The sequence below is a fragment of the Rhizobium sp. BK251 genome (genome assembly GCF_004345245.1).
GTDB lineage: Bacteria > Pseudomonadota > Alphaproteobacteria > Rhizobiales > Rhizobiaceae > Rhizobium.
This window is the reverse complement of record NZ_SLUQ01000006.1, coordinates 175394-200961: the sequence shown is the minus strand read 5'-3', so window position 1 is coordinate 200961 and position 25568 is coordinate 175394. Positions and strand designations below refer to the sequence as shown.

The window sequence follows — 25568 nt, the reverse complement described above, 5'->3', positions numbered from 1 at the left end:
ATGCAAGAACGGTCTTGACCGAGAACGGCAAGTCACTAGGATGGGAAAAACGGAGGCGCCTCCGTTTACAGGTTGCGCCCCGATGTTAGCTCCGGGGAAGGCAGGTGTCATGTCTTTTGTATCGACGTCTCCCCAAGGAGATTTCATACGCTAGTTTTAATGTGCTGACCGCCGCCGGCGGCATCCGACACTCGCACCTGTCGATCTCGATGACAGATCCGTTGCACCGGATACTGTCTTTCGGCGTTAAGGATGGCGGATTGCACTTCACATCAGCAACATGGGATTCTCAACGATGAGTCAGACCATCACTGTAACTCTTGACATCAACGACAGCAGCCACTCGCTCGAGATCGAGCCGCGCGTCATGCTGCTCGATGCGCTGCGCGAGCATCTGGGCCTCACCGGCACCAAGAAGGGCTGTGACCAGGGGCAGTGCGGGGCATGTACGGTCCACGTCGATGGAAAGCGCGTGCTCGCCTGCCTGACGCTTGCAGCGCAGGTCGAGGGTCGCAAGATCACCACGATCGAGGGCCTCTCGGCGCCGAACGGAGACCTCCATCCGGTACAGGCAGCCTTCCTCGAGCAGGATGCCTTCCAGTGCGGCTATTGCACGCCGGGCCAGATCATGTCGGCGGTCGGCTGCATTCGCGAAGGCCACGCCGGCTCGGACGATGAGATCCGCGAATACATGGCTGGCAATCTCTGTCGTTGCGGGGCCTATCCTCACATTGTCGCCGCCGTGCGGCAGGCTGCGGAGGCGATGTAATGAGCGGTTTCTCCTATATTCGGGCCACGTCCGTCGATGAAGCCCTGCGCGAGGCTTCCGCGCCGGCCGCTGCCCTGCTCGCCGGCGGCACGACCCTCTTCGACCTTGCCAAATGCGGCGTCCTCCAGCCGTCCAAGGTAGTCGACATCACCCATGTCAGCGGCCTCGATACCCTTCTCGTGGGCGCCGACAGCCTAACCATGGGCGCGCTCGTCAAGATGAGCCGCGTTGCCGACGAACCAGCGGTGAAGATCAAGTTCCCGGCGATTTCGCAGGCGCTCTGGCAAGCCGCATCAGCCCAGCTTCGCAACATGGCAACGATCGGCGGAAACCTGATGCAGCGCACGCGCTGTCCGTATTTCCGTGACCCGGCCTCCTTCCCGGCCTGCAACAAGCGGGCTCCCGGCAGTGGCTGTTCGGCGATCGGCGGCGTTACGCGAAATCACGCCGTACTCGGCACCAGCGATGCCTGCATCGCGACCAATCCGGGCGACCTTGCCGTTGCGCTCGTCGCCCTGGACGCCGAAATCCATCTCGGCGGAAGGCGTGTTGGGGTCGACGACTTCTTCCTGCTGCCGGGGTCCACGCCGGACCGCGAGACGGCGATCGAGGCGGGCGAGATGATCACTTGCGTCAGCGTTCCAGCCTCGCCGATCGCCAAGCGCTCGACCTACCTGAAGGTGAGGGATCGCCAGTCCTACGAGTTTGCTGCAGCAAGCGCTGCGGTCGGTGTCGAGTTCGAGGATGACGGCAGGACGGTGCGCGACCTGCGCGTCGCGCTTGGCGGGGTGGCGACCAAGCCATGGCGCGCCCGCGCCGTCGAGGACGCCCTCAAGGGCAAGGTACTGGAGCCGGAAACCGTCAGAAAGGCGAGCCTGCTTGCCATGGAAGGCGCCGTTTCCCACGGCGACAACCACTACAAGATCGATCTCGCGCCGCGCGTCGTCGCTCGCGCCATTCTGAAGATGGGAGAAACGGCATGACCATCGTCGATACCAAACTGAAGCGTGGTGATGCCTCGGACGGTGCCGATTCCGTCCTCGGGGCGCGCCTGTCACGCATCGACGGCGTCGCCAAGATCACCGGCAAGGCGGACTATGCGCTGGAACACAGCCTCCCGGGCCTCGTCTATGCTGTAATGGTAGACAGCACCGTCGCTTCAGCACGTGTTCATTCGATCGACACGTCGGCGGCCGAGGCTGCGCCGGGCGTCCTCAAGGTCCTGACCCCTGCGAACCTGCCGACGATCCACGCCGCATCCAACTGGCTTGGCCTGGCATCCCCCCATCCGACCTATCATCCGCTGGCGACGGATGTCACCCATGTCGGTCAGCATATCGCCGCCGTTATCGCCAGCACTTTCGAGCAGGCGACCGCGGCCGCGCGTCTGGTCAAGGCGACCTACGAGGAAAAGCCCGCAGTTACGCATATCGACGATCCGAACGCGGGCGATGGCCTGCACCTCGAGCCGTTGACGTCGGAGTGGGGCGATGCGGAGGCCGCCTATGCCAGCGCCCCTGTGCGCATCGAACGCTCCTATGCCACGCCGCGCGAATACAACGTGCCGATCGAGCCTCACGGGCTGATCGCCCATTGGCATGACGGTGGACTGACGATCTACGAGCCCAGCCAGTGGGTCGACGGCATGGCACGCACCTATGCGGAATGGATGGGCATTCCTTTCGAGAAGGTCCGCATCGTCTCGCCCTATATCGGCGGCGGCTTCGGCTCGAAAGCGCTGGCGCTCTCCTACGGCGCGGTGGCGTCGGTGGCGTCGAAGATGCTCGATCGTCCCGTGAAGCTTTCGATCACCAGGCCGCAGACCTTCACCGCCTTTGGCGGGCGTCCGGAAACGCGTCAGACGATCTCTCTGGGAGCCACGAAGGAGGGCAAGCTGGTCTCCATCATCCATCGCGGTTCGAACGAGACGTCGATCGGCGGCGCTGCAGTCGAGCCCGTCGGCTCGGTCACCAAGATCATGTATGCGACCCCGAATCTCAGTTCTCGGCAGTCCATCATTCCCGTCAATACCGTGACGCCGGGCGCGTTGCGCGCACCGGGCGAGAACCCGAGTGCCTGGGCACTGGAAAGCGCGATCGACGAGCTTGCATACGAGGTGGGGATCGATCCTCTGGAAATCCGCCTCCTGAACTATGCCGAGGAGGATCCCGAGGCGAACAAGCCCTGGTCCAGCCGCATGTTGCGCGAAGCCTATGCCGCCGGTGCCGAGGCCTTCGGTTGGTCGAAGCGCAAGCACGCGCCACGTTCCATGCGTGACGGCAGCCATCTGATCGGCTGGGGTGTGGCGGCCGGGACCTATCCGGTGCGGCGCACGCCTGGCGAGGCGCTGGTCCGCATTCTCGCCAACGGCACGGTCGAGGTGGCAAGCAGCGGCATCGACATGGGGCAGGGGACCTACACGATCCTCGCCCAGACCGCCGCCGAGGCGATCGGCGTGCCTGTCGAAAGCGTGGTCGTCAAGCTCGGCGATTCCTCCCTGCCGCGTGCGCCCGTCGCCGGCGGATCGCAGCTCGCCAACCTCATGACGGCTGCGGTCCACAAGGCGGCCCATGCCGTGCGGGACGAGCTCGTCGGCCTGGCCATCAACGATCCGAACTCACCCTTGCGCGATCTCCAGGCCAATACGCTCGTGGTGTCGGGCGGAAGGGTCAGGCCACCACGCGACGAAGGTGATGGCATCACCATTCCGGAACTCATGAAGGGTCTTGGCCGCGACAAGATCGAGGCCCTGCGCGACAACCTGCCGGAAGGCCACAGCAAGGACGACCACTACAAGAACTTCACCACCGTCGCGACGATGAAATCGCCGACGGATGGCGACTACTCGCTGCACAGCTGGTGCGTCCATTTCGTCGAGGTGAAGGTCGATGAGGATTTCGGCACCGTCCGCGTCTCGCGCATGGTCTCGGCGCTGGATTCGGGGCGGCTCTACAATCCGAAGCTCGCCGAAAGCCAGTGGAAGGGCGGCATCATCATGGGCATCGGCCAAGCCTTGCTCGAGGAAGGCGTGATCGACAAGCGCCACGCGCGCGTCATCAACAATAACCTCGGAGACTACCTTGTGCCGACCAACGCCGATATCCCGGACCTCAAGGTGATATCGGTCGGTGTGCCCGATTTCCATGCCTCCGTGCTCGGCGGCAAGGCGGTCGGCGAACTCGGCATCGTCGGCGTGGCCCCTGCGATCGCGAACGCCGTCTTCCACGCAACCGGCAAGCGCATCCGCGACTTGCCGATCACGCTGGAAAAGCTGATCGATTGACCTGACAAGGAACGGCGGCCCTCAGGGCCGCCGTCAGACTGCTGACAAGCCTCTTGTGGTTCGACACACTGGATTCTCCGTCCTTCCGGCCTTGAGCCGGAATCCAGCCAGCCGCGCGTCCGCGCGGCGAAAGAGTTTCTCGCGATCAAGGACTTGATCGCGCTGGATATTGGCTCGAGACCGGCATGACGGTGGTGGGTATTTTGCCGTTATCTGAACAATCAATCGAGTTGACGGTCTTGTCAGCAGTCTGACGCGGCCCTCAGGGTCGTCGTTTTGCATCCGCCGCCATGGCGGCGAAGCTGCCGATCATGCGCAGCGCCGCCGAAGCCGCCCCGTAGCCGTTGTCGATATTGCAGACGACAAGGCCAGGGGCGCAGCTTGCGAGCATGGCGTTGAGAGCCGTGCGCCCGCCCTCGGCGGCGCCATAGCCGACCGAGGTCGGCACGCAGATCATGCTGCTCTGTACTAGCCCGCCCAGCACGCTCGCCAGTGCCGCGTCCATTCCGGCAACCGCGATCACGACCGGGTGACGACGGATCTCCTCCAGCCTGTCCGTGAGCCGCCAGATACCGGCCACGCCGACATCGCAGATGAAGTTTGCCTCGACGCCGGCATGGCGAAGCGTGCGTTCCGCCTCGCGCGCGACCGGAGCATCAGACGTGCCCGCCGCGACGATCGCGACCGCTCCCCTGACGGAAACGGCTCGGACGGGGCCGTAGAAGCCGGTGCGCGAAACCTCGCAATAGTCGATTGCCTCGCGGTGCCGCTCGGGGAGCGCTTCGTATGTCTTCGCATCGAGCCGCGTCAGCAGCAGCCCCTCATCACGTTCCTGCGCACCATCGAGGATGTGGGCGATCTGGGCTGCCGATTTGCCAGCACAGAAGACGGCTTCGTCGATGCCGATGCGCGCACCGCGCTCGACATCGAAGACCACTTCCCCCGCGATCCTTTCCCGTGTCATGGGCGCGCTCCCACGAAGGCACTGCCGTTACGGTATGGCGCGAACGTCACGTCAATGCCTGCCAGGCTTTGCGGCAGCAGCAGGGTGATCGAGGCGGAAAGCGCGGCGCGCCCAGCTTCGTCCGTGGCCTCGAGGCTCGCGGCATCGAGTTCGACCACCACGCCGCTGTGGCGCACCCGGCATCGCACAGTCTTTGGCGCCAGCGTTCCCGCAACAAGCGTCTCGACGCGATGGATGGCGCCGAGCGTTTCCGGATCGATGGGGATCAGCGTTTCGACCCGGCTCGAAAGGCAGGGCGAGGCGGGGAGTTCCGAAACGTCTCCCAGGCCGAGTGAGCGAGCAAGCGCACGCACAGCCTGCTTGGATATCCCGGCTTCGAGATAGGGATGGCGCACGCCGTGCTGGCGCGCGGCATCGAGGCCGGGGCGGTACTCGCCGAGATCGTCGGTATTGGCGCCGGAGAGGATCTGGTCGGCGGTGTGGCGCGCGATCGTGCCGTAAAGATTGGTCTTGCAAAAGAAGCACCGATTGACCGGGTTCTGCCGATAGCGCTCGTCGGCCATCTCGCCGGCGTCGATGATGTCGAGGCGCCAGCCCTCCATCTGTGCGCGGCTTCTTACTCTTTCGGTCGCTTCGGGCGGCACCGCGGGCGAGACGGCGTGCATCATAGTCACACCGTCGCGGCCCTTGATGCGGTGGGCGAGCACCGAAAGCGTCATGGAATCGACGCCGCCGCTGACAGCCACCACTGCCGGTCCCATGTCGCCGAGAATCTGCGCGAGCCGCACTTCCGTCACGTCTCTCCTCCGCTTTCATTGCCTGCCTTCTCAGCCTGCCGGCGCAGCCTTTCGCGTGCCGCATGACCGGCGACGCCGGAAAGATCGTCGGCCTCGGCCTTCGTCGTCCGGCCGCCGGGGCGCTCCACTGACTTCAGCCGCACCCGACGCTCGCCCATCTCTGCCTCGCCGGCCTCGCGCGCCAGCATCCGCCGCTGCGCGAAGCTGTAACGCAGTCCTATCGTGGTTGTCTCCTCGAAGACGAGGGCCGTCACTGCCTCCAGGGCTTGCGGCCGGGCGAGAATGCGCACATGCGCCATCATACGCCCCTTCTTGCCGAAGACCGGCGCCTGCAGCACGTCCAGGACGTCGCGTGCAGCGCGCAGATGATCGATCGCCTGGGCAAGATCCTCGCCGGTCTGGTCATCGATCTCGAATTCGATCACTGCGACTTCGCCCTGTGTTGGCGAGACATCCACGGCTTCCTCGAACAAAAGGACACGCAGGCAATTGCTGATGCTCGGCATCTTGCGCGTGCCGAAGCCGTGCCCGGAGGCCACAAGACGACGGGGCTTGGGGGCTGTGCCCGGTCGGTCGCGGCAGAGATAGCGCAGGATCGCAGCGCCGGTCGGGGTCACGCGCTCGCCGGCGATGCCGTCGTCGATGGTCCCAAAACCTTCGAGAAGGAGCGCGGTTGCAGGGGCAGGGACAGGCAGCAGGCCGTGAGCGGTGCGCACGCGGCCCGAGCCGAGCGGGATCGGCCCGACGCTCCAGTGCGTCGCGCCAATGCGATCGATCAGAAAGGCGGCCGCTACGATATCGGCAATCGAATCCCAGGCGCCGACCTCGTGGAAGCTGACCTCCTCCGGCGACGTGCCGTGCACCTTTGCCTCGGCCTCGGCAAGAAGTGCGAAGATGCCGACGGCATGGGCGATGACGGCGGAAGGCAACGACGCGTTTTCAAGCGAGGCGCGGATTTCGCGCCAGGCCGCATGGTCGTGCCCGTGGTCATGACCGTGATCGTGACTGTCGTCGTGATGATGGTGGTCGTGGTCATGACCATGGTGATGATGAGCGCGAGCGGTGTTCCCTTCGGCTCTGTCGTCTTCATGGCCCGCACGCTCGACGATGAAGCGCCGACCGGTCAGCACGCCGTCGTCGTGGGAGACGAGGCGGCAGGAAACACCGTCCGGTAGCGGGCAGAGCGCAATCACGCGGATCAGGCCGGCTTCGAGATCCGGCCTGAGGTCGAGGATGGCGGCGGCGAACATGTCACCGGCGATGCCGCCCAGGGGGTCTAGATGGATTTCGGTCATGCTTGCCTTCTGTCAGGCGGTCGCAGCGGCAGTCGGCTGCTGCGCCGGGACGGCCAGTGATACGCCATTCAGCTCGGCGATGACATCGGAAAGTGCCGGCACGAAAGCCTCGCCCTTGCCGTTTGCCACGGCGCTCGCAAAGCTGTTGCGCACCGCCGCGCCGACCGGGTTGGCGACGCTTGCGGCCTGTGCGAAGGAGGCGAGATAGGACATGTCCTTCAGCGCATTGACCATGGCGAAGCGCTGGGCGTTCTCGTTGCGGTTCAGGACGAACTCGAAGAAGGCCTGGTAGAAGCCGCAATCCATGCGGCTGCCGCGGATGACGCTGTCGAAGACCTGTGGGGTAAGCCCCGCCTTGGCGCCGAGCATCAGCGCTTCGGAATAGATCGCCGAATAGCCCATGGAGACGAAGTTGTTGAGGAGCTTCATCGTGTGCCCGCTGCCGACGGGGCCGGTGTGGATGATACGCGCGGCGAAGGCCTCGAGCACCGGCTTCGCCCGCGCGAAATCTTCGGCCGAGCCGCCCGCCATGACGTCGAGCTTGCCTTCGGCCGCTTCCTTGGGAGTGCGCGCGAGCGGCGCGTCGATCAGGGTGATGCCGGCCGGCTGCAACTCGCCGGCGAGCTGAATGGTGACCGGCGGGTTCGACGTGGAGCAATCGATGATGAAGAGCGGCTTGCCGGCAGAGGCCAGTCCCTCCGGCCCTTTGATCGCCTGTTCCACCTGCGGAGAGCCGGTAACGCAAAGCACGACGATGTCGCTGGCGAGCGCCAACTCGCGGGCGCTCTTCGCCTCCGCCGCGCCGGCACGGACCAGCTGATCGACGGCTTCGCGCCTACGATGGGCAAGTACCGTCAGCGGCCAGCCTTTTGCGAGCAGATTGGCGGCCATGCCGGAACCCATGCTGCCGATCCCGATGAACCCGATGCGTTCCTTCATGCTATGCTTCCTCCCTGGATTGGCTTCGCACCGTCCGGTGCCTGCTTTGCTTTTCTGCCCGTATTGCGATAGCAAAAGCATGGTGGGAATGCCCACGGCCCATGCATGCAAGGTTGTAAAAGTCGATGACGGAAAAGGAAAACTCGCTTTTCAACGCGATCCAGCAGACGCCGAACCTGCGAAGCGGTCTCGTCGACACATTGATCGCGCAGATTGAATCGGGCGATCTTGCGCCCGGCCAGCGGCTGCCGACCGAGCAGGCGATCATGGCGGCGACCGGCGTCAGCCGCACGGTGGTGCGCGAGGCGCTGGCGGCGTTGCGCGCCAAGGGCCTGATCACGACACGCCAGGGTCTCGGCGCATTCGTGTCCAGCGACCCGGCGCCACGCTCCTTCGCCATCGTGCCGACCGATCTCGAATCGATCGAGGAGGTGCTGAGCGTGCTTGAACTGCGCATGGGCATCGAGGTCGAGGCCGCTGGGCTTGCCGCGCTGCGGCGCACCGACGAAGACCTGGCGCGGATGGAAGCCAAGCTCGATGCGCTCGACGCCTCGATCCTTGCGGGCGGCACGGGAAGCGAGGAGGATTTCGCCTTCCATCGGACGATCCTTGTCGCCACGCACAATTCCTATTATGCGCGGCTGATCGATGCCTTCGGAGCCGCCATGATTCCGCGCCAATGGGCGCATTTCGAAACGATGGGGCCGGGCGAGCGGGCGCAGCACATGGGGCGCATGCGGCGTGAGCATCGTGCCATCTTCACCGCAATCCGCGAACAGGATCCGAATGCCGCGCGTCGCAAGCTGCGCGAACACCTGATGAAGAGCGCGGCGCGCTTTGCCGAACTCAGGGAACGGACCGGTCACACGGGCGGCTGACCGACTACGCGGCGAGGCGCGGAATGACATAAGGCCCCTCCGGAATGACAGCGACGGCGGGATCCCCGCTCCGCCGTATGCTGTTTTCGATGGCCGCCGAAAGGTCATCGACGAGGTTGACACCCGTCAGTCGCCGGTCATCGCCGGCAAGTCCCGTCGTGTAGAGTTCCACCCTTCCGGCGCGCATCGGCTTCAGCTGCATTTCCGTTTGCCATTCGTCGATCTCGGCGAGCGACTTCGCCGTCAGCGTTGCGAGGAAGCGCTCCGGCCCGAGCTCCACAAGTTTTGCCTGCGCCTCGCGGAACTCGGCCGATCCGAAGCCTTCCGAGCATTCCGAGGCGATGATCAGCGTGCCGCCGGGTGCCAGGATATCGAGCGGCGTCACCATGCCCTTGATCGTCTGGTAGTAGGTCTTGTCGAGCGGATAGCCGGCTGACGAGGTGACCACGGTCGAGAAGCGTCGGGGCAGGCCGACCTGCGTTGCGCCGCTGACGAAATCGACGGCGGCCTGATGGCTGGCTATGATCTCGCCGAAGGTGATGCAGACGAGGTCGCGGTCCTCGTCCAAAACCGTGTTCAGCGCATAGACTTCGCCGAGCATCTTGACGATCTGCAATTGCTCCTCATGCAGCGGGTTGCCGACAAGGTTGCACTGGACGGCAAGCGGATCCTCCATGAAGCGGGCGGAATGGAAGGTGCGGATCGTCTCGTGATGGGCAACGCCGGGTGCTATCACCTTGCGCCCGCCCGACCAGCCGGCCATGAAGTGCGGTTCGACAAGGCCGGTCGCGATCCTGAGATCGGCCTCGACGAAGAGGCGATCAAGCTTGACCGGCGTGCCGCGCGTCGGCGTGCGGCCGAGGTCGACATGGGCTTCCTCGTCGCGGGCATAGTGGTTCTCGACGCGGACATTCGCAAGTATCCAGGGATCGCCGACGAGTTCGGCGAGTTCGTCGCCGAGGTTGGGGCGATGGAGGCCGGTGGCGACGAGCACCGAGATGTTCTCCCTGGGAATGCCGGAGGCGATCATCGTCTCGATCATCGGTCGCAGGAAGAGCCCGTTCGGCACCGGTCGCGTGATGTCACAGATCAGGATACAGGCGCTCTTCGGACCCGTGGCCAGTTTGGCCAGCGGTTGCGAGGCGACAGGATCGGCGAAGGCGGCAAGAAGTGCGGCCTTCGGATCGCGCAGCTTCGACAGCTGGCGCTTGCGCACGATGGTCGGCACTGCCGAGGCCGGGAGGCGCAAGGGGAGATGGCCGCGGCCATAGGAAATCGCGATGTCGTCCGTCATGATGCCTGTCCCGTGATTCCGCCGAGATAAAGCTCGCGCATCAGGGACATGTCCCGGAGTTCCGCGATCGGCCCCGATATGGCTATGCGGCCATTCTGCATCAGGTAACCGCGGGAGGCAACGGAGAGCGCAAGGCCGGCATTCTGCTCGACGAGCAGCACGGAAGCGCCGAACGTCTTGCCGATGTCGAGGATGATCGCCTTGATTTCCTTGACGAGAAGCGGCGAGAGACCGAGTGAGGGCTCGTCCAGCAGCAACACGCGCGGCCGCGCCATGAGACCGCGGGCGATCGCCAGCATCTGTTGCTGGCCACCTGAAAGCGAGCCACCCTTGTCGCGCCGCTTGGTGGCGAGGATCGGGAAGAAGGCTTCCATCCGCTTCACGTCGTCCTCGACGGCCGCCGCGTCGGTACGGGCATAGGCGCCGAGGCGGAGGTTCTCCTCCACCGTCATGTCCGCGAAGATCTTGCGACCCTCCGGAACGAGCACGACGCCGCGCTTGGCCATCACGTCCGGCGGCTGGCCGGTGACGGTCTCGCCGTCGAAGGTGACGGTGCCGGCGCGCGGTTTCACAAGGCCGGCGATGGTCCTGAGCAGCGTCGACTTGCCGGCGCCATTCGGCCCGAGGATCGTGATGATCTCGTGCCGGTCGAGGGTCAAGGAAACGTCGCGGTTGACGATGGTCGGGCCGTAGCCGGTCGTGACGTTGGATATGGTGAGCAGCGCCGTCACACTTCGCCTCCGAGATAGACTTCCAGCACCTTGGGATCGTGGAGCACGTCGTTCGTCGGCCCGTCGGCGATCTTCGAGCCGAAGTCGAGGACGGCGAGCCGCTTGCAGAGCATCTGCATCAGCTTCATGTCGTGGTCGATGACGCAGACGCTGATGCCGTGCGAGGGGAATTGCTCGACGAGGCGGACGAGAGCGGCTGTCTCCCGGTCGTTCAGCCCCGCGGCCGGCTCGTCCAGCAGCAGCAGCGTTGGCCGTGAGGCGAGGGCCAGCGCGAGCCCGAGCAGCCGAAGATTGCCGAAGGGCAACACGCCGGCCATCTCGTTGGCAAGCGGCCGGATGCCGACGAAATCGAGCAGCGATTCCGGCGTCGGCCAGGAAAAAGCGCCATTGACCGCATGCTTCGGCCGGCGCGCATGCTCCATGGCGATACGGACGTTTTCGATCACCGGCAGACCGGCAAAGGCCATGGCCTGCTGGAAGGTGTAGCCGATGCCGGTGCGCGAAATCTCATGGGCGGGAATGCCGGTGATGTCACGGCCGCGCCAGGTGACCGAGCCGGCCGTCGGCTTGTGGACGCCGGTGACGACGTTGAAGAGGGTCGTCTTGCCGGAGCCGTTCGGGCCGACGACGCCGAGGATCTCGCCTTCATAGATGGCGAGATCTATGCCGGAAAGCGCCGTGACGCCGCCGAACTGCTTGCGCAGGCCCTTGATGTCGAGGATCGCGTTCATCGGCCTGCCTCCGTCGCGGCGGCAGAACGAGCATCCTTGTCGCCGTTCGAGCGGTGGGACGCCTTGAACAGGGCGCGCCAACCGTCGATCAGGCCGGCTATAAGGCCGTTTGGCAGGAGCAGGATGACGGCGATCAGGCAGACGCCGTAGAGGATGCGCGATTCCACCGGATCGAGGTTCAGCACCTCCGGCAGGAAGGCGACGAGTACCCCACCGGCGATCGGCCCGAGCAGCAGGCGGGCGCCGCCGATCATCACCATCAGAGCCAGGTAGATGGAGGGGAAGGAGGCGAACTGGCTTGGCGAGATATGGCGCAGGAAATAGGCGAGCAGCACGCCGGAAACGCCGGCGAAGATGCCGCTGACGACGAAGGCGCCGATCTTGTGGCGACCGACATTGATGCCGAGCGACATGGCGAGCTTCTCGTTCTCGCGGATGGCGCGCAACGTCCTGCCGTAGGGCGAGTTTATGATCGCCCAGCTGGCGACCGCGCTGATCGTGACGAAGGCGACGACCAGCAGGTAATAGCCGGTGAGTTCGCTATCGAGGGATCTGCCGAAGAATGCGACCGGCATCTGCAGGTCGAGGCCGGTCGCCGCCCCGGTATAGTCGCCGCCATTGGTCAGCACGATGGCGAGCAACTGCCCGAAGGCGAAGGTCATGATGACGAAGTGGTGGCCGGAGACGCGCAGCGACGGGACACCGATGATGGCGGCAGCGATCGCAGCAAGGACGCCGCCGAGGGGCAGCGCCACCCAGAAGCCGATGCCGTAGTCACGGGCGAAGATCGCGGCCACGTAGGCGCCGACGCCGACGAGTGCGGCATGGCCCATCGAGAGGATGCCGGTCTGGCCGAAGAGGACCGACAGGCCATAGAGCGCGACGATGTTGATGCCGGCCGAGATTGCCAGTGACAGCATGCGGTTGCTCGGCGAGGCGAGCGGCACGAGGGCGAAGATGACCAGCACGACGAGCGCCGGCAGCAGCGATTGAAAAGGAGAGATGGGCTTGTTCATGGATGCGATGCCTTCATTTCTGTTCCTGCCTCAAGCCATCTTCGGGCCGCTGGTGCCGCCGAACAGGCCGTGCGGGCGAAAGAGCAGCACGAGGATCATCAGTCCGAAGGAATAGGCGTCGGTCCAGGCTGAGAAGCCGTAGCCGGCACTGAAGCCCTCGACGATACCGAGGATGAGGCCGGCGACGACGGCACCCGTCAGGTTGCCGAGCCCGCCGATCAGCGCCACCGCAAAGCCTTTCATGACCATTGTGCCGCCGGTGAACGGGGTGATCGGGAAGAGGGCGATGAGAAGTGCGCCGCCGAGGCCGGCGAGGGCGCTGCCGAGTACGAAGACGCCGGTGATGTAGCGGCGGACGGGAATGCCCATGAGGGCGGCCGTGTCGCGATCCTCGACGCTGGCGCGCAGCGCGCGGCCGTAGCGGCTGCGGGTGATCATCATGAAGGTCATGGCGACGACGGCGATGGTGACGAGAATGACCATGACGCGCACCGAGGCGATGCGCACACCGGCGACCTCCCAGACACTGGTCAGCGGCCGCGGAATGCTCTTCTGGTTGGGATCCCAGAAGAAGATGACGATGTGCTGGAGGACCACGATCAGCCCCAGTGAAACGATAAAGCCGTTGGTGGGCCGCGTGAGCGTAAAGCGGAAAAGGCCGCGCTCCAGCGCGAAGCCCATCAAGGCGACGGCAAGGACGGCGAGCACCAGCGCCAGCCAGAAACTGACGCCTGCGGTGACGGCAAGCCAGGTGACGATGCTGCCGACCATCAGAAACTCGCCATGGGCGAAGTTGATAATGCCGGTCAGGCCGAAGATGAGGGTAACGCCGACCGCGATCAGCGTAATGACGCTGGCAATCGAAAGGCCGTTCAAGATTTGCTGAATGAGAATGTCCACGACTGTCTTCCGTTGCTGAGCGGGCCGCGCGGCGACGCGGCCCGGTTTCGGTTGACGGCTCTCCCCCGCATGGGTCTCCCGCCGTCCGGGCGAGGGATCCGGTCGGCGGGAGGAGACGCCCGCGTTTCGAGGAGGGGGCGGGTTTTACTCCGCGGGCGCTTCTGCCGGCGGCTGCTGCATGGCGCAGGAGATGTCGCCGCCGGGGGCTGCTGCACAAACTTCGGTGGCGTGTGTCACCTGATGGCTGGCATTGAAGGCCAGATCATCCGAAACGACGCCCTTGTGGTGGAGGGCTTGCAGCGCCTCGACCGTCTTGTCGGGATCGAGCGTGCCGGCTTTCTCCCAGGCGTCCGCCAGGAAGTGGACATAGTCGTAGTAGAGGAGCGAGACCGACGAAGTGACGCCCTTCGGTGCGCCGGCCGCGAAGTAGTTGGTGAAATAGGTCTTCGCGTTGGCGTTCGAGGATTCACCCCAGCAGATCGGGACGCAGCTCATGGCGACCGGAACATCGGCCGAAAGCCCGCGCTCCTTCCAGATGCCGGGGTCGACGCCGAAGAGGAAGTAGCTGGGTGCCACGCCAAGCTCAAGCGCCTGCGGCAGGGCCGTCAGCGTCGAGTCGCCGTTGTACCAGAAGTGCACCACATCCGGGTTGAGGCTCTTGGCGCGTGTCAGGAAGGGCGAGAAGTCGGTCGTATCAGGCGGATAGGAGATGACTTCCGGAACTTCCTGGCCCTCGGCCTTCAGCGCCTTCACGTAATAGGAGGTCAGGAACTGACCGGTCGCGTCGTTTCCGACGATGACGACGGACTTCTTCAGCGGATGGCCGACGAGAGGCGTGAGCAGGCTGAGCACGCCACGGGCCGTCGAGCCGGAACGCTGGAATTCCTGCGGCTCGGACTGGAAGAGGTAGTGGTTCTCGCCGCCGGCGGCGACGGATTGCGGGTTCAGCACCTTGGCGAGCGTGCTGTTGCCGGCGAAATGGATGACCTTAGCGGGCTGGGTGATCTTGGCCATGGCGAGCGTGAAGTCGTGGCTCTCGGAGCCGAAGATCGCCGCGACCTTCTCGTCGCGCACCAACTCCTGCGTGGCGGCGATGGCGGTCGCAATATCGGTGCGGTCGTCGCGCTTCAGAAGCTCGATCTTGTAGGTCTTGTCGCCGACCTTGACGCCTCCCGCGTCGTTGATCTCCTTGACGGCGAGGCTGACGCCGGCCGGCAGGGTGTGGCCGGCGGAAACGAAAGAGCCGGATTCGGCTGCAACGACGCCGATCTTGATGGTGTCGGCATCCTGGGCAAGTGCCGGTGCGGTGAGCGCACCGAGGCAAAGCGCAAGTGATGCGCTCGTCACAAATACGGATTTCACGGTGATGGTCCTCCCATGCAAAAATTTTGCATTCTTACCGGGTTGTCGTACAACCCTATTCTCTGATAATAGCATGTCTATCGCTTGTCAAGCGGATGTGAATGCAAGCCGGCAGCGGCCGTCGAGGACCGCAGGGCACGACTTCCAGGGAGTGGAAAGATGCGAATGAGAGAGTTTGGCCGCACGGGCCGCAGCGTCAGCGAGATCGGCTTCGGGGCATGGGCGATCGGCGCCGCCTGGGGCGAGGTGAACGACGAGGAGGCGCTCGCCGCGCTGCACACGGCGCTCAACAGCGGCGTCAATTTCATCGACACGGCCGATGTCTATGGCGACGGGCATTCCGAGCAACTGATCGCCCGCGTCGTGAAGGAGAGGGGCGGGGAGCGGCCCTTCATCGCCACCAAGGCAGGCCGCAGACTACCCGAGCAGTCGGTGGCCGGCTTCAGCGCCGACAACCTCAACACCTGGATCGACCGCAGCCTGAAGAACCTGCAAGTCGACGCGCTCGATCTCGTGCAGCTTCATTGCCCGCCGACGGACCTCTACTATCATCCCGAGGTCTTCGAGCGTCTCGACCGGCTGGTGGAGAAGGGCAAGATCCGCAATTACGGCGTCAGCGTCGAGCGCGTCGAGGAAGCGCTGAAGGCGATCGAGTATCCCGGCGTCGTCAGCGTGCAGATCATCTTCAACGCGTTCCGCCAGCGACCGGCCGAGCATTTCTTCCGGCAGGCCCAGGAAAAGAAGGTGGCGATCATCGCCCGCGTGCCGCTGGCAAGCGGCCTGCTCTCCGGCAAGTTCAAGATCGACAGCAAGTTCGAGGCCAATGATCACCGCCTCTTCAACCGCAATGGCGAGGCCTTCGACGTCGGCGAAACCTTCTCGGGTGTGCCCTATGAGAAGGGGCTCGAAGCGGTGGAACGCGTGCGCCCACTCGTCGGCGGCGACACCACGATGGCGAAATTCGCGCTGCGCTGGATACTCATGTTCGATGCTGTCACCGTCGCCATTCCCGGCGCGCGCAATCCGGCGCAGGCCCGCTCGAACGCAGAGACGGCGAGCCTGCCACCGCTCTCCGGCGCGGTGATGGAGAAGATCAAGGAAATTTACGAGGAGGATATCCGCCAATATGTCCACCAGAGATGGTGAACGGGCAACGGGCGGAGCGGAAAAGACCATGGCAAAACCGATCATCGACAGTCACCATCATTTCTGGGACCCGGCAAGCGGCGGCGACTATGCCTGGCTGAGCGGACCCTTCGCACCCATCAACCGCGTCTTCGAGCCGAAGGATCTGAGGCCCTCGCTGGCGGCGAACCACGTCGCCGGCACGGTTCTCGTGCAGACCTGGAATGGCCTTTCCGAGACCTGGGATTTCATTCGCACGGCGGAGGAGACGGATTTCGTCGCCGGCGTTGTCGGCTGGGTCGATCTCACCGATCCGAAGGTGGGCGAGACGATCGCAGCGCTCAAGGCCAGCCCGGAAGGAAAGTGGCTGGTCGGGGTGCGCCATCTTATCCAAACGGAAGCCGATCCGAACTGGCTCCTGCGCGAGGACGTGAAGCGCGGCTTGGCAGCTGTACAGAAGGCCGGGCTGGTTTATGACCTCGTGCCCAACCTGCCGCAACTGCCCTCCTGTGTCGCGACTGCGAAAAGCTTCCCGGAGATGCGTTTCGTGCTCGACCACATCTCCAAGCCGGAGATCCGCAACCATGGCTTCAAGGAGTGGGCCGAGCTGATGAGGGGCTTCCGCCCGGAGCGCGGCCATGTCTGGTGCAAGCTGTCGGGCATGGTCACGGAGGCCGACTGGCAGACCTGGAAGCCGGCCGATCTCAGGCCCTATGTGCTGGAGGCGCTCGACATCTTCGGGGTCGATCGCTGCATGTTCGGCACTGACTGGCCGGTTTGCCTGGTTGCGGGCAGCTACACCCAGGTCGTGGACGCTCTGCGCAACTGCCTGAAGGATCTCAGCGAGGCCGAACTCGACCAGATCTTCGGCGGCTCGGCGATCGAGGCATACCGCCTGCCGCAATTCCAGACGGCCAGCGTGAAATAGGTGAGAAAGCCATGAACAGGGAAAATCCACGGCAGAGCCGCATCGGCTTTGCCTCGCGTCTTGGTTTCGGGGCGAGTGGCCTCGGTACGCTCTACCGCGACGTCTCGGAAGAGGAGTCTGCAAGCGTGCTCGCGGCGGCCTACGCGGCGGGACTGCGCTATTTCGACACCGCGCCGCTCTACGGCCACGGCCTCAGCGAACTGCGACTTGGTCGCTTCCTGCGTACTGTCCCCCGGAAGTCGGTGACGCTTTCCACCAAGGCGGGCCGTTACATGGTGCCGCCCTGGGGCGAGGAGGTCGATTACGGCCGCTGGGCCTCGCCGCTGCGGCTGAAACCGGTCTTCGATTACAGCTATGACGGCACGATGCGCTCGCTGGAGCAGTCCGCCAACCGTCTTGGGCTTGCGGATTTCGACCTCGTCTACATCCACGACGTCGACCGCTTCACGCATGGCGAGGATTACGAGCGCCGTTTCGGCGAGGCAGTCGAGGGCTGCTACAGAGCACTCGACGAGCTGCGCAGGGCCGGCCATATCCGGGCGATCGGCGTCGGCGTCAACGAGAGCGATGTCGCGACGCGCTTCGTCAAGGCGATCGATCTCGACGCGGTGATGATCGCCGGGCGCTATACGCTGCTCGATCCGAGCGCCTCCTTCGACCTCTTCCCGGAAGCTGAAAGGCGCGGCGTGGAGATCGTCGCAGCCGGCATCTTCAATTCCGGCATTCTCGCCAAGGGACCTAGCAGCGACCAGGCAACCTATGACTACGGCGCGCCTCCGACGGAAATCGTCGACCGGGCGAAGAAGCTCGATGAGCTCTGCGCCGCCTATGGCGTACCGCTGCAGGCGGCGGCGATCCAGTTTCCGTTGCGCCATCCACTGGTTTCCGCCGCCGTGCTTGGCATGAGCCGCACGGAGCGCATCGCACAGAACATGGAATGGGCGAACTGGCACATTCCCGCCGAGTTCTGGGACGCGATTTGAGAAGGCGGCCGCCAGGCGCCGGGCTTGTCTTCGCCCACTCCGCGCCCGCACGATCACTGCACAGCTTGTGGAGTTGCAGACTCTATGAGGAGGGTGGATGTCGGGCAGCGCTGTGGCAAATGCCGGCTCTGCATTTTTGGTCGAGCGAGAGGAGACCCAGTTCTTCTTTCGGCCCGAAACGGACGAATTTCTACAGATCCTGAAGCTGCTTCAGGAATTGCAAAATCAGCTCCGATACCTCGCGCGGCCGCTCTTGCTGCAGCCAGTGACCGGCCTCCGGGAGGACGTGGGAGCCGTGCAGGCGCGGGACCAGATCCGACATGCCTGCAATGATCTGATCCATTCCGGGAATGCTGAGGCCGGTATCGCGTTCGCCGATCATAAAGAGCGCAGGCACGTCGACCGTCTGGCCGACGCTTGCCTGTTGTAGCTCCCAATTGCGATCCAGATTGCGATAGTAGTTCAGCCCGCCAGTGAAGCCTGAAGCCCTGAACGCGCTGACCAGTTTCTCGAAATCCTGCGGAGGCAGCCAGTCCGGCAATTTGACCGGGTCCGGCAGGCTCGCCAGCAAGCCGGTACTGCGCCGAACCATGCCAAACGGGTTTGGCGTTTCGTCGCCAGGCTTGCGCGGCCCAGCCGCCCCGCTCGCCGCATGGATGAGCTTGCGGAGCGTCAAGCTGACGTCCCGATCGAACTCGGCTTGCGCGCCTTGCTGCTGCTGGAAATAAAGAGTGTAAAAGAGCGCCTCGTCATTCTGCGGAAAGATCTTTGAGGGCGGAACGGGAGGCAGCCCCATCATGGGGACGCTCAACGCGACGACGGCGCGGAACCGGTCGGGGCGCAGCAGCGCGGCTTGCCAAGCGATCGTGGCACCCCAGTCATGGCCAACGACAACCGCTTGCTGCTCATCCAAAGCGTCAAGCAGCGCCACCAGATCGCCGACGGCATGAAGGACCGTGTATTGATCCTCCCTCTCGGGGGCGTCCGTCTTGCCGTAGCCCCTCATGTCTGGCGCGACAGCGCGATGGCCTACCTGCGCGAGTGCGTCGATCTGATGTCGCCAGGCATATTTGGTTTCGGGGAAACCGTGGCACAGCAAGACAAGCGGGCCCTTGCCGGCATCGAGCACGCTCATGCCTATGGTGCGAGTTCGGATAAGAATCTCTTTCATCTGGGTCTCTCGGTTGGATGCCAGAGCGCGTGAAGTGGAGCGATCAAGCTGTGAAATCGACTGGCGACGGCAAGGCGGTGCGGCTTTTATTTCGTAACAGCTTGTGTTACGAAAAGTGTCGATTGTCAAGTTATCGTAACAATTATTGTTGCGGAAAGGCGTTTAATGAGAACCGATGGTCGACTTGCCAGAATGCTGCATGTTTTGGTGCACATGGGCCTGCTCGGCGGCAAGGAAACGTCGGAGAGAATTGCGCAGATGCTCAACACGAATCCCGTGGTCGTACGCCGCACGCTGGGAGCGCTGCGCGAATATGGTATCGTTGAATCTGAAGGCGGTCGCGGGGGAGGATGGAAACTGACCAGATCGCTTGACAAGGTCTCGGTGCTGGACGTCCAACGAGCTCTCCAGGAGGGCGCGATCCTGACGGCCCCAATCTCCCGCGATCATCCGGCCTGCCCCGTGGAGCGGGCCTCAAATTCGGTGCTTGAGACTGCCCATGCTGCGGCCGAGCGCCAGCTCCTTGAAATGTACGCCTCGACGACGTTGGCGGATATAGCCGCGATCGCGGTTGCCAACCAGGATCAGCCGCCCGTCACTTCTCGATAGCCGTGGCTGTCCGGTTCCGGCGCAAGGGTCCCAAGTGAATTGTCAAAGTCGGCCCGGCGGCATCTGCTTCGTGGACATGGGCGGCTTGCATCAAGCGGCCGCACCCGTCGGGAATTCGTGGAAATGCATCACCATGTCCTCGCCCTCGATGAGCACGATCGAGTAGAGCGGCGGTTCGAAGGAACTGCTCGTCCGTTCGGAAACGAAATCGAGCGCCGTCTGGTGGTTGGTGCTGCGCAGGATGGTGAATGGAACGCCCTGCCAGCGGCCGGTGACCAGCCGGTGCAGATGGCCGGCGAAGATATGGCGCACATTGCCGTGCCGGCGAACCGCTTCGAAGAAGACTTCCGGGGAGGAAAGCCCGATGCTGTCGAGCGCCGGCAGGTGCACCCGACCGGCCGGATGATGCATGAAGAGATAGACAGGCCGGTCCTTCGCCTCGTCCAGCCGTTCCGAAAGCCATGCCAGCCGGAGCGGACAGAGCTTGCCCGTCACCTGTCCCTGGTCGAGCGTGTCGAGGAAGATCAGCCTTCCATCCGGCCCGTCGAAGATACTGTGTATGAAACCGTCCGTGGCGACGCTTTCTGGAAATTGCTGCGCGAAGGCCTCGCGATTATCGTGGTTGCCCATGAGGAGGCGGATCGGCAGCTGCGTCCGGGAAAGTGCCGCCCTGAGGCTGCGATAGGTATCCGGCGTTCCGGTTTCGGAAAGGTCGCCCGTGATGACGACGACGGCCGCGTCCGCATGGTGCCGCTCGATGTCGGCGAGGCAGGCTTCGAGCCGGGCAAGCGGATCGAGGCCGAGAAGCCATTCGCCCGGCGTCACGAGATGGGCGTCTGAGAGATGCACGAATTTCATGGCAGCTTTCCGGAGGCGAGAGACTGGGCGACCAGGCCCCAGAGGTCGTCGCGGGCGCCGGGTGCCGCGGCGATGACCGGGCTGCCGGCAAGCAGGGCCTCGGGGATCGGGAACTCCGCAGTCCAGCCGCCCGCCTCGCGGATCAGGCAGAGTCCGGCAAGGCAGTCCCAGGAATTGATGTGCGGCTCGTAATAGCCGACGAGGCGGCCGCAGGCGACATGGGCGAGCATCAGCGCGCCGGACCCGGAGCGGATGAACATGCCGCCGGCTTCGAGCAACAGGTGGATGAAGTCGGAAACCTGCTGCGGCGGAATGCGGAAATTGGCGCCGACGCCGAGGAGGCCAGTGCCGATCGTTGCCTGCCTGTCCACGCTGGTCGGCTTTCCGTTCAGGAAGGCGCCGCCGCCGGCCTTCGCCGCAAACAGCTCGTCCGTCGTGGGCTGGTAGATGAGGCCAAGGACGGTCTCGCTGTCCTTGAGCAGGGCAATCGAGATGCACCAGTCCTTCAGGCCATGCACGAAGCAACTCGTGCCGTCGATGGGATCGACCACCCAGACGAAGTCCGACCTACCTTCAGCGAGCCCCTGTTCCTCGCCGAGGATGCCATCCTCGGGAAATGCGGCCAGTACGCGCTCGCGAACCAGCGCCTCGACCGCCTTGTCGGCTTGGCTGACGACATCCTGGCCGTTGAGCTTATTGGTCGTCTCGAGGGCTCCGAGATCGGCGAAGCTTTCAAGCGCCAGCCGGCCGGCCTCGAAGATGATGCCGCGGGCAAGCACGAAGCGGGGGTCGTCGGGAAATTCGCAATCCATGACTGACTTTCGGATGAATGGGCCGTTCAGGCCGGGTCTTTCGGAACGAAACTGCGGCGGATGATCAGTTCGGGCATCAGCCGTTCGTAGGCGGGCGGCGCATCGGGTTCTTCCTGGCGCCGGTCGATGAGTTCGACGACCCTTGCTGCCATCAGCTCGGGATCCTGCCGGAAACTCGTCAGGCGGTAGCTCAACCAATCGGCCTGCGGCACGTCGTCGAAGCCGATGATGGCAAGATCATCCGGAATGGCAAGGCCGAGCTGGCGCGCATGGTCCATGACGCCGAAGGCGATGAGGTCGTTGATACAGAAGATCGCCTCGGGCCGGTCTGGTCCGGCGAGAAGTTGGCGGCCGGCAGCAAGCCCGCCGGCATAGTCGGAATCCTCGCCACGCGCGGTTTGCACAGTCGCGCCGAGCGCTTCGGCCTGGGCGGAGAAGGCGCCTTCGCGCTCGACCACGCTCGGCGTGCCGGAAGCCGAGCCGGCAATCGCAAGCCGCCGATGTCCATTGGCGACGAAGAGGCTTGCCGCCCTGCGGGACGCTTCCGCGTTCCCCATGCGCACATGGTCGGCGTCGGGCTCGGAGCGACCGATGACGACGAGCGGCTGGCCGTTGCGCCGCGCGAGTTCCACGAAGGCGGATGGCGGCGAGCCGGTGAGGATGATCGTCGCCTCCGCGCGATGGCCGAAGAGCGTCTTCTGCGCGGCGACGAGCTCTTCCTCGGTCTGGCCGGTATTGATGAGCATGGGCACGCTGCCGCGCTGGATCAGCGCCTTGGCAAGGGCGGCGACCAGATTCGCCCGGAAGCCCGCTTCCGGCTTTGTAACGACGAGGCCGACCAGCCGGCTCTGGTTGATGAGCAGGCCGCGGGCAAGGTCGTTTACCTGGTAGCCGAGTTCCTCGGCCGCCTGCATAACCCTCTCGCGCGTCGCCGGAGAGACGCTTGCGCCCGGCGTGAAGGTGCGCGAGACGGCCGACCGCGAGACGCCGGCGAGCTGCGCCACCTGCTCGGCGCTGACGAAGCGCGACTTCTCCTTCTGCTGGTTCCTGCCACCGGTCATCCTTGGCCCTCACTGACCGACGCGCGAGAGCACGTCGGCCTTCAGGAATCGCTCGACGACCAGCATAAAGCCGATGGAGGGAATTAGCAGCAGCAGGGCAGTGATCGAGGCGATCTGGTAGTTGCCGCCGGCCCCGGCCGTATAGAGCAGGAGAGGGAGCATGTTGACATCAGGCGCGCCAACGAAATAGCTGCCGGTGAATTCGTCGAGGCTCTCGAGGAAGACAAAGATCGCGCTCGCCATCAGGCCCGGCATGGCAAGCGGCAGCGTGACGTCGAGGAATGCCCTCAGAGCGCCGGCACCCATGGATCGTGCCGCTTGCTCGAGTTCAGCGTCGATCGCCGAGAACGCGGCCGTCGCGATCCAGACGGCGTAGACGAGGCCGTGCGAGACATGCACGAGCACGACGCCGGGAATCGTGCCGTTCAGGCGTATCTCGTAGAAGATGCGGGCGATGTTGACGTAGACCGTCAGGTTCGGAAAGGCCTGCGGGATCAGGAAGGCAAGCAGGATCAGCCCGCGCAGCGGCAGCTTCAGCCGCGCCAGCGCATATCCTGCCGGGATCGCCAGCAGCAGCGAGACGACAACCGTCAGCACCGCGACGATGATCGAGTTCGTGAGTGACTCGACCGCACCTCCGCGCGGCGCAAAAACCCTGGCCCAGGAGCTGAAGCCGTATTCGAGTGGCAGGCTGTGCGGAAAATACCATTTCTCCGCGACCGTCCACAGCAGCAGGTTGGCAAGCGGCCCGAAAACGAAAAAAGCCATGAGCCCGAAGACGATGCCGCGCGGCACCCACCAGAGGGCGGCGAACGGGCGTCCGGGGGAAAATGTGGTGGTGGCTGCGGTCGTCATGCGCGTTCCTTCAGGCTCTGCCGGAGATAGATCCACGCGACCGAGGAGGCGAGGACAAGCGAGACGAGGCCGAGCGCGTTGGCCACACCGTAGTCGCCATAGGCGTTGACGCGGAAGGCGATGTCGGCCGTGAGCATCGTCGGCGACTGGGCATTGATCATCAGCGGTACCGAGAGAACCGACATCATCGTCACGAAGGAAAGAATGAGGCCGACGGTCAGCGTCACGGCGACCTGCGGCACGAGAATCTCGATCAGCACCCGAAGCCGCGAGGCGCCGAGATTGCGAGCCGCCTCGATGGTGCCGCGATCGACGGAAGCCATGGCGCCCGAAACAAGGAGCGCGACGAAAGGCGTCTGCTTCCAGACGAAGGCAATGACGATCCCGCGCCAGTCGAGCAAGCTTTGGGCCTCGAGCGGCGTCATCAGGCCGAGGCTGATCGCCACATTGTTCATCATGCCGTTCTTGGCGAGGAATGTGCGAAGCACCTGGCCGACGACGATGAAGGGAATGAACATCGGCCAGCGATAGAGCCAGCGCAGGATCGCGACCGCGACCGGATGCTCGCCGAGCGTCAGATAGCCGCCGATCGCAACCGAGGCGAGGCCGATCAGCACGGTCGAGATGGCGATGATGACGACGGTGAAGATGATGTCGTTGGTATAGAGGTCGAACGTCTTGGCGAAATTGTCCCAGCCGAAGCTCCCTCCTTCCACTCGGAAGGCGCCGACCGCCGACATGACCAGCGGCAGGATGAAGAGGAAGGCGATCACCGCCAGTGCGGGCAGGACCAGCAGGATACCGAGGAGGCGTTTGGACATCGGTCGACCTTGAGAGGGATCGGTTCTCGCCAGATGGCGAGGAGGCTAAGACTGGCGGCAAGCTTGCCAGGTAGTAATCGCGTTGCGCCACCCTCTCGTCACCCCGGCCCCGAGCCGGGGTCCAGCGCGCGCAAGTCTTTGCGCGCCGAAGAGCCTTCCTGCGCCGCATACGCGGCGCAACTGGATGCAGGCTCAAGGCCGGCATGACGGAAGAGGTGGGCTCCCCGCCGCAAAGCGGGGAGCTTGGCGGCTTACTTCACGGACTGTTCGTAGGCTTCGAGGATCGCGTTGTTATAAGGCGCGATCGGGAAGGGCTTGCCCTTGGTGGCAAGATCATCAGGGTTGATGTCAACGAAGAGCTTGTTCCAAGTGGCATCGTCCAGCTTCGGCTTGACGTACTGGGCGTCGATGCCCGGATACCAGTTGAACTTCTTGACGATGCCGTCAGCCTGTACTTCCGGGCTGGTGGCAAGTGCGATGAACTTCTCGGCGAGATCTTTGTGACCTGCCTTGGCCGGAACGACATAGTGCATCGGCTGGCCGGGCATGCCGGGAGCCGGCAGGACGAGCTTCAGGTCCGGCGGCAGCTGGCCGTTGGCCTGCCAAGAGTAGAACATGTCGACCCAGACGGGGCCCATGGCGATTTCGCCGCGGGAAAGCAGGTCGAGCGTGCCGGCGTTGCCGGGCGTCAGCGTCGCGTTCTTGGTGAAGTCTGCGAGGCTTGTGAAGGCGTCGCCCCACTTCTTGGTTTCTTCTTCCTTGAAGGGGCCCGTCATCAGGTTGTTGGCGTCGCCGCCGCCGAAGGCGTAGATCCAGCCCATGACGAAGCTGACGCCCGAGGCGCCGCCCTTGATGCCGTTATAGCCGAACTGCTTCGGATGTTCCTTGGCCCAGGCAGCCAGTTCCGTGTAGCTCTTCGGCGGATTCGGAACGAGAGCCGGGTTGTAGGCGATTGCCGTCTGGCTGTTGAACATCGGCATGACATAGCCGTCGACGTCCGAGCCGAGCGCGTTCTTGGCGTTGGCGCGGGAAACGAGCTTGCCGGTGTCGATTTCGCCGCGATACTTCTCGAGATAGCCCTTCTGGACCATCGGGCCGGCGAACTTCTCATGCACGACGGCGACGTCGACGTCCCAGGCGGGCGTGCTGGCGGCCGACTGCGCGTCGAAGCGCTCGAGGATCTTCTGCGAGCCGGCATCGCCGGGGCCGGTGCCGACGGCGCGAACCGTGTTGCCCGGATAGGCCTTCTCGAAGAGCGGGCCGAGATACTGGTTGATGTAGTCGACCATGTTCTGGTCGCCGGCGGTCGCAACTGTCAGCTCGTCGGCCTTTACGGGAAGGGCAGCGAGAGCGACGGCGAATGCTGCGTAGGACAGTCTCTTCATT

At 64.3% G+C, this 25568-nt stretch carries 25 protein-coding genes; 8 read left to right on the top strand and 17 right to left on the bottom strand.

What is annotated here, in order from left to right:
- Positions 1–295 precede the first annotated feature (295 nt).
- From EV286_RS16510 to EV286_RS16500, 3 genes are read left to right on the top strand one after another with little or no spacing between them, the layout of a single operon-like run.
- Positions 296–769, top strand: a complete 474-nt coding sequence (locus EV286_RS16510) for a (2Fe-2S)-binding protein (protein WP_132958240.1) — start codon at positions 296–298, stop codon at positions 767–769.
- Positions 769–1752, top strand: coding sequence for a xanthine dehydrogenase family protein subunit M (locus EV286_RS16505; RefSeq protein ID WP_132958239.1), 984 nt, complete (start codon positions 769–771; stop codon positions 1750–1752). The genes EV286_RS16510 and EV286_RS16505 overlap by 1 nt, the downstream gene beginning before the upstream one ends.
- A complete protein-coding gene (locus EV286_RS16500) occupies positions 1749–4052 on the top strand; it encodes a xanthine dehydrogenase family protein molybdopterin-binding subunit (RefSeq protein WP_132958238.1) in 2304 nt (767 codons plus the stop codon). Before EV286_RS16505 ends, EV286_RS16500 begins: the two co-directional genes overlap by 4 nt.
- 262 nt (positions 4053–4314) lie before the next feature.
- Here EV286_RS16500 and larB read toward each other — a convergent pair whose 3' ends face one another.
- The 4 genes from larB to EV286_RS16480 are packed head-to-tail and all read right to left on the bottom strand — an operon-like array spanning position 4315 to position 8128.
- The gene (gene larB / locus EV286_RS16495) at positions 4315–5016 is read right to left on the bottom strand and encodes a nickel pincer cofactor biosynthesis protein LarB (RefSeq protein ID WP_132958237.1); all 702 of its coding nucleotides are present in this window, start codon (positions 5014–5016) and stop codon (positions 4315–4317) included.
- The gene (locus tag EV286_RS16490) at positions 5013–5777 is read right to left on the bottom strand and encodes an adenine nucleotide alpha hydrolase (RefSeq protein ID WP_132958513.1); all 765 of its coding nucleotides are present in this window, start codon (positions 5775–5777) and stop codon (positions 5013–5015) included. Before EV286_RS16490 ends, larB begins: the two co-directional genes overlap by 4 nt.
- 32 nt (positions 5778–5809) lie before the next feature.
- Entirely contained in the window at positions 5810–7108 is a 1299-nt protein-coding gene (locus tag EV286_RS16485; protein WP_132958236.1) for a LarC family nickel insertion protein, read from the bottom strand.
- Positions 7109–7120: 12 nt separating this feature from the next.
- Positions 7121–8128, bottom strand: a complete 1008-nt coding sequence (locus EV286_RS16480) for an NAD(P)-dependent oxidoreductase (protein ID WP_132958235.1) — start codon at positions 8126–8128, stop codon at positions 7121–7123.
- Positions 8129–8172: 44 nt separating this feature from the next.
- Here EV286_RS16480 and EV286_RS16475 point away from each other — a divergent pair, with 44 nt between their 5' ends.
- Entirely contained in the window at positions 8173–8925 is a 753-nt protein-coding gene (locus EV286_RS16475; RefSeq protein ID WP_132958234.1) for a FadR/GntR family transcriptional regulator, read from the top strand.
- 4 nt (positions 8926–8929) lie between these two features.
- On the opposite strand, the gene larA is transcribed toward EV286_RS16475, so the two are convergent.
- The 6 genes from larA to EV286_RS16445 form a co-directional block, all read right to left on the bottom strand.
- A complete protein-coding gene (gene larA / locus EV286_RS16470; protein WP_132958233.1) occupies positions 8930–10219 on the bottom strand; it encodes a nickel-dependent lactate racemase in 1290 nt (429 codons plus the stop codon).
- Positions 10216–10950 carry an ABC transporter ATP-binding protein gene (locus EV286_RS16465; protein ID WP_132958232.1) on the bottom strand — a complete coding sequence of 245 codons (735 nt, stop codon included), beginning with the start codon at positions 10948–10950 and terminating at the stop codon, positions 10216–10218. Before EV286_RS16465 ends, larA begins: the two co-directional genes overlap by 4 nt.
- A complete protein-coding gene (locus EV286_RS16460; RefSeq protein ID WP_132958231.1) occupies positions 10947–11681 on the bottom strand; it encodes an ABC transporter ATP-binding protein in 735 nt (244 codons plus the stop codon). Before EV286_RS16460 ends, EV286_RS16465 begins: the two co-directional genes overlap by 4 nt.
- On the bottom strand, positions 11678–12697 hold the full coding sequence (locus EV286_RS16455; RefSeq protein WP_132958230.1) for a branched-chain amino acid ABC transporter permease: 1020 nt from the start codon (positions 12695–12697) through the stop codon (positions 11678–11680). The genes EV286_RS16460 and EV286_RS16455 overlap by 4 nt, the downstream gene beginning before the upstream one ends.
- Positions 12698–12727: 30 nt before the next feature.
- Complete coding sequence (locus tag EV286_RS16450) at positions 12728–13597, bottom strand: branched-chain amino acid ABC transporter permease (RefSeq protein ID WP_132958229.1); 870 nt, start codon at positions 13595–13597, stop codon at positions 12728–12730.
- 144 nt (positions 13598–13741) lie between these two features.
- Positions 13742–14959, bottom strand: a complete 1218-nt coding sequence (locus EV286_RS16445) for an ABC transporter substrate-binding protein (RefSeq protein WP_132958228.1) — start codon at positions 14957–14959, stop codon at positions 13742–13744.
- 159 nt (positions 14960–15118) lie between these two features.
- Between EV286_RS16445 and EV286_RS16440 the strand changes: the two genes are divergently transcribed.
- Genes EV286_RS16440 through EV286_RS16430 form a run of 3 tightly spaced genes read left to right on the top strand, consistent with a single transcriptional unit; the run spans position 15119 to position 17995 of the window.
- Positions 15119–16105 carry an aldo/keto reductase gene (locus EV286_RS16440; RefSeq protein WP_132958227.1) on the top strand — a complete coding sequence of 329 codons (987 nt, stop codon included), beginning with the start codon at positions 15119–15121 and terminating at the stop codon, positions 16103–16105.
- Positions 16086–17012 carry an amidohydrolase family protein gene (locus tag EV286_RS16435; protein ID WP_245500726.1) on the top strand — a complete coding sequence of 309 codons (927 nt, stop codon included), beginning with the start codon at positions 16086–16088 and terminating at the stop codon, positions 17010–17012. Before EV286_RS16440 ends, EV286_RS16435 begins: the two co-directional genes overlap by 20 nt.
- Before the next feature lie 11 nt (positions 17013–17023).
- Entirely contained in the window at positions 17024–17995 is a 972-nt protein-coding gene (locus EV286_RS16430) for an aldo/keto reductase (RefSeq protein WP_132958226.1), read from the top strand.
- A gap of 190 nt (positions 17996–18185) precedes the next feature.
- Here EV286_RS16430 and EV286_RS16425 read toward each other — a convergent pair whose 3' ends face one another.
- Positions 18186–19166 carry an alpha/beta hydrolase gene (locus tag EV286_RS16425; protein WP_132958225.1) on the bottom strand — a complete coding sequence of 327 codons (981 nt, stop codon included), beginning with the start codon at positions 19164–19166 and terminating at the stop codon, positions 18186–18188.
- Positions 19167–19331: 165 nt separating this feature from the next.
- Between EV286_RS16425 and EV286_RS16420 the strand changes: the two genes are divergently transcribed.
- Entirely contained in the window at positions 19332–19775 is a 444-nt protein-coding gene (locus EV286_RS16420; RefSeq protein WP_132958224.1) for an Rrf2 family transcriptional regulator, read from the top strand.
- Positions 19776–19865: 90 nt separating this feature from the next.
- Here EV286_RS16420 and EV286_RS16415 read toward each other — a convergent pair whose 3' ends face one another.
- The 6 genes from EV286_RS16415 to EV286_RS16390 all read right to left on the bottom strand — a co-directional run bounded on the left by EV286_RS16415 (position 19866) and on the right by EV286_RS16390 (position 25567).
- Positions 19866–20633: a phosphodiesterase gene (locus EV286_RS16415; RefSeq protein ID WP_132958223.1), complete on the bottom strand. Its 768-nt coding sequence runs from the start codon at positions 20631–20633 to the stop codon at positions 19866–19868.
- Complete coding sequence (locus EV286_RS16410) at positions 20630–21445, bottom strand: inositol monophosphatase (protein WP_132958222.1); 816 nt, start codon at positions 21443–21445, stop codon at positions 20630–20632. Before EV286_RS16410 ends, EV286_RS16415 begins: the two co-directional genes overlap by 4 nt.
- Before the next feature lie 26 nt (positions 21446–21471).
- Positions 21472–22506, bottom strand: a complete 1035-nt coding sequence (locus EV286_RS16405) for a LacI family DNA-binding transcriptional regulator (protein WP_132958221.1) — start codon at positions 22504–22506, stop codon at positions 21472–21474.
- A gap of 9 nt (positions 22507–22515) precedes the next feature.
- The gene (locus EV286_RS16400; protein WP_207909855.1) at positions 22516–23361 is read right to left on the bottom strand and encodes an ABC transporter permease subunit; all 846 of its coding nucleotides are present in this window, start codon (positions 23359–23361) and stop codon (positions 22516–22518) included.
- Positions 23358–24182 (bottom strand): ABC transporter permease subunit, encoded by an 825-nt coding sequence (locus EV286_RS16395; RefSeq protein WP_132958220.1) that lies wholly within the window; start codon positions 24180–24182, stop codon positions 23358–23360. Before EV286_RS16395 ends, EV286_RS16400 begins: the two co-directional genes overlap by 4 nt.
- A gap of 251 nt (positions 24183–24433) precedes the next feature.
- On the bottom strand, positions 24434–25567 hold the full coding sequence (locus tag EV286_RS16390) for an extracellular solute-binding protein (RefSeq protein ID WP_132958219.1): 1134 nt from the start codon (positions 25565–25567) through the stop codon (positions 24434–24436).
- Between the last annotated feature and the right edge of the window lies 1 nt (position 25568).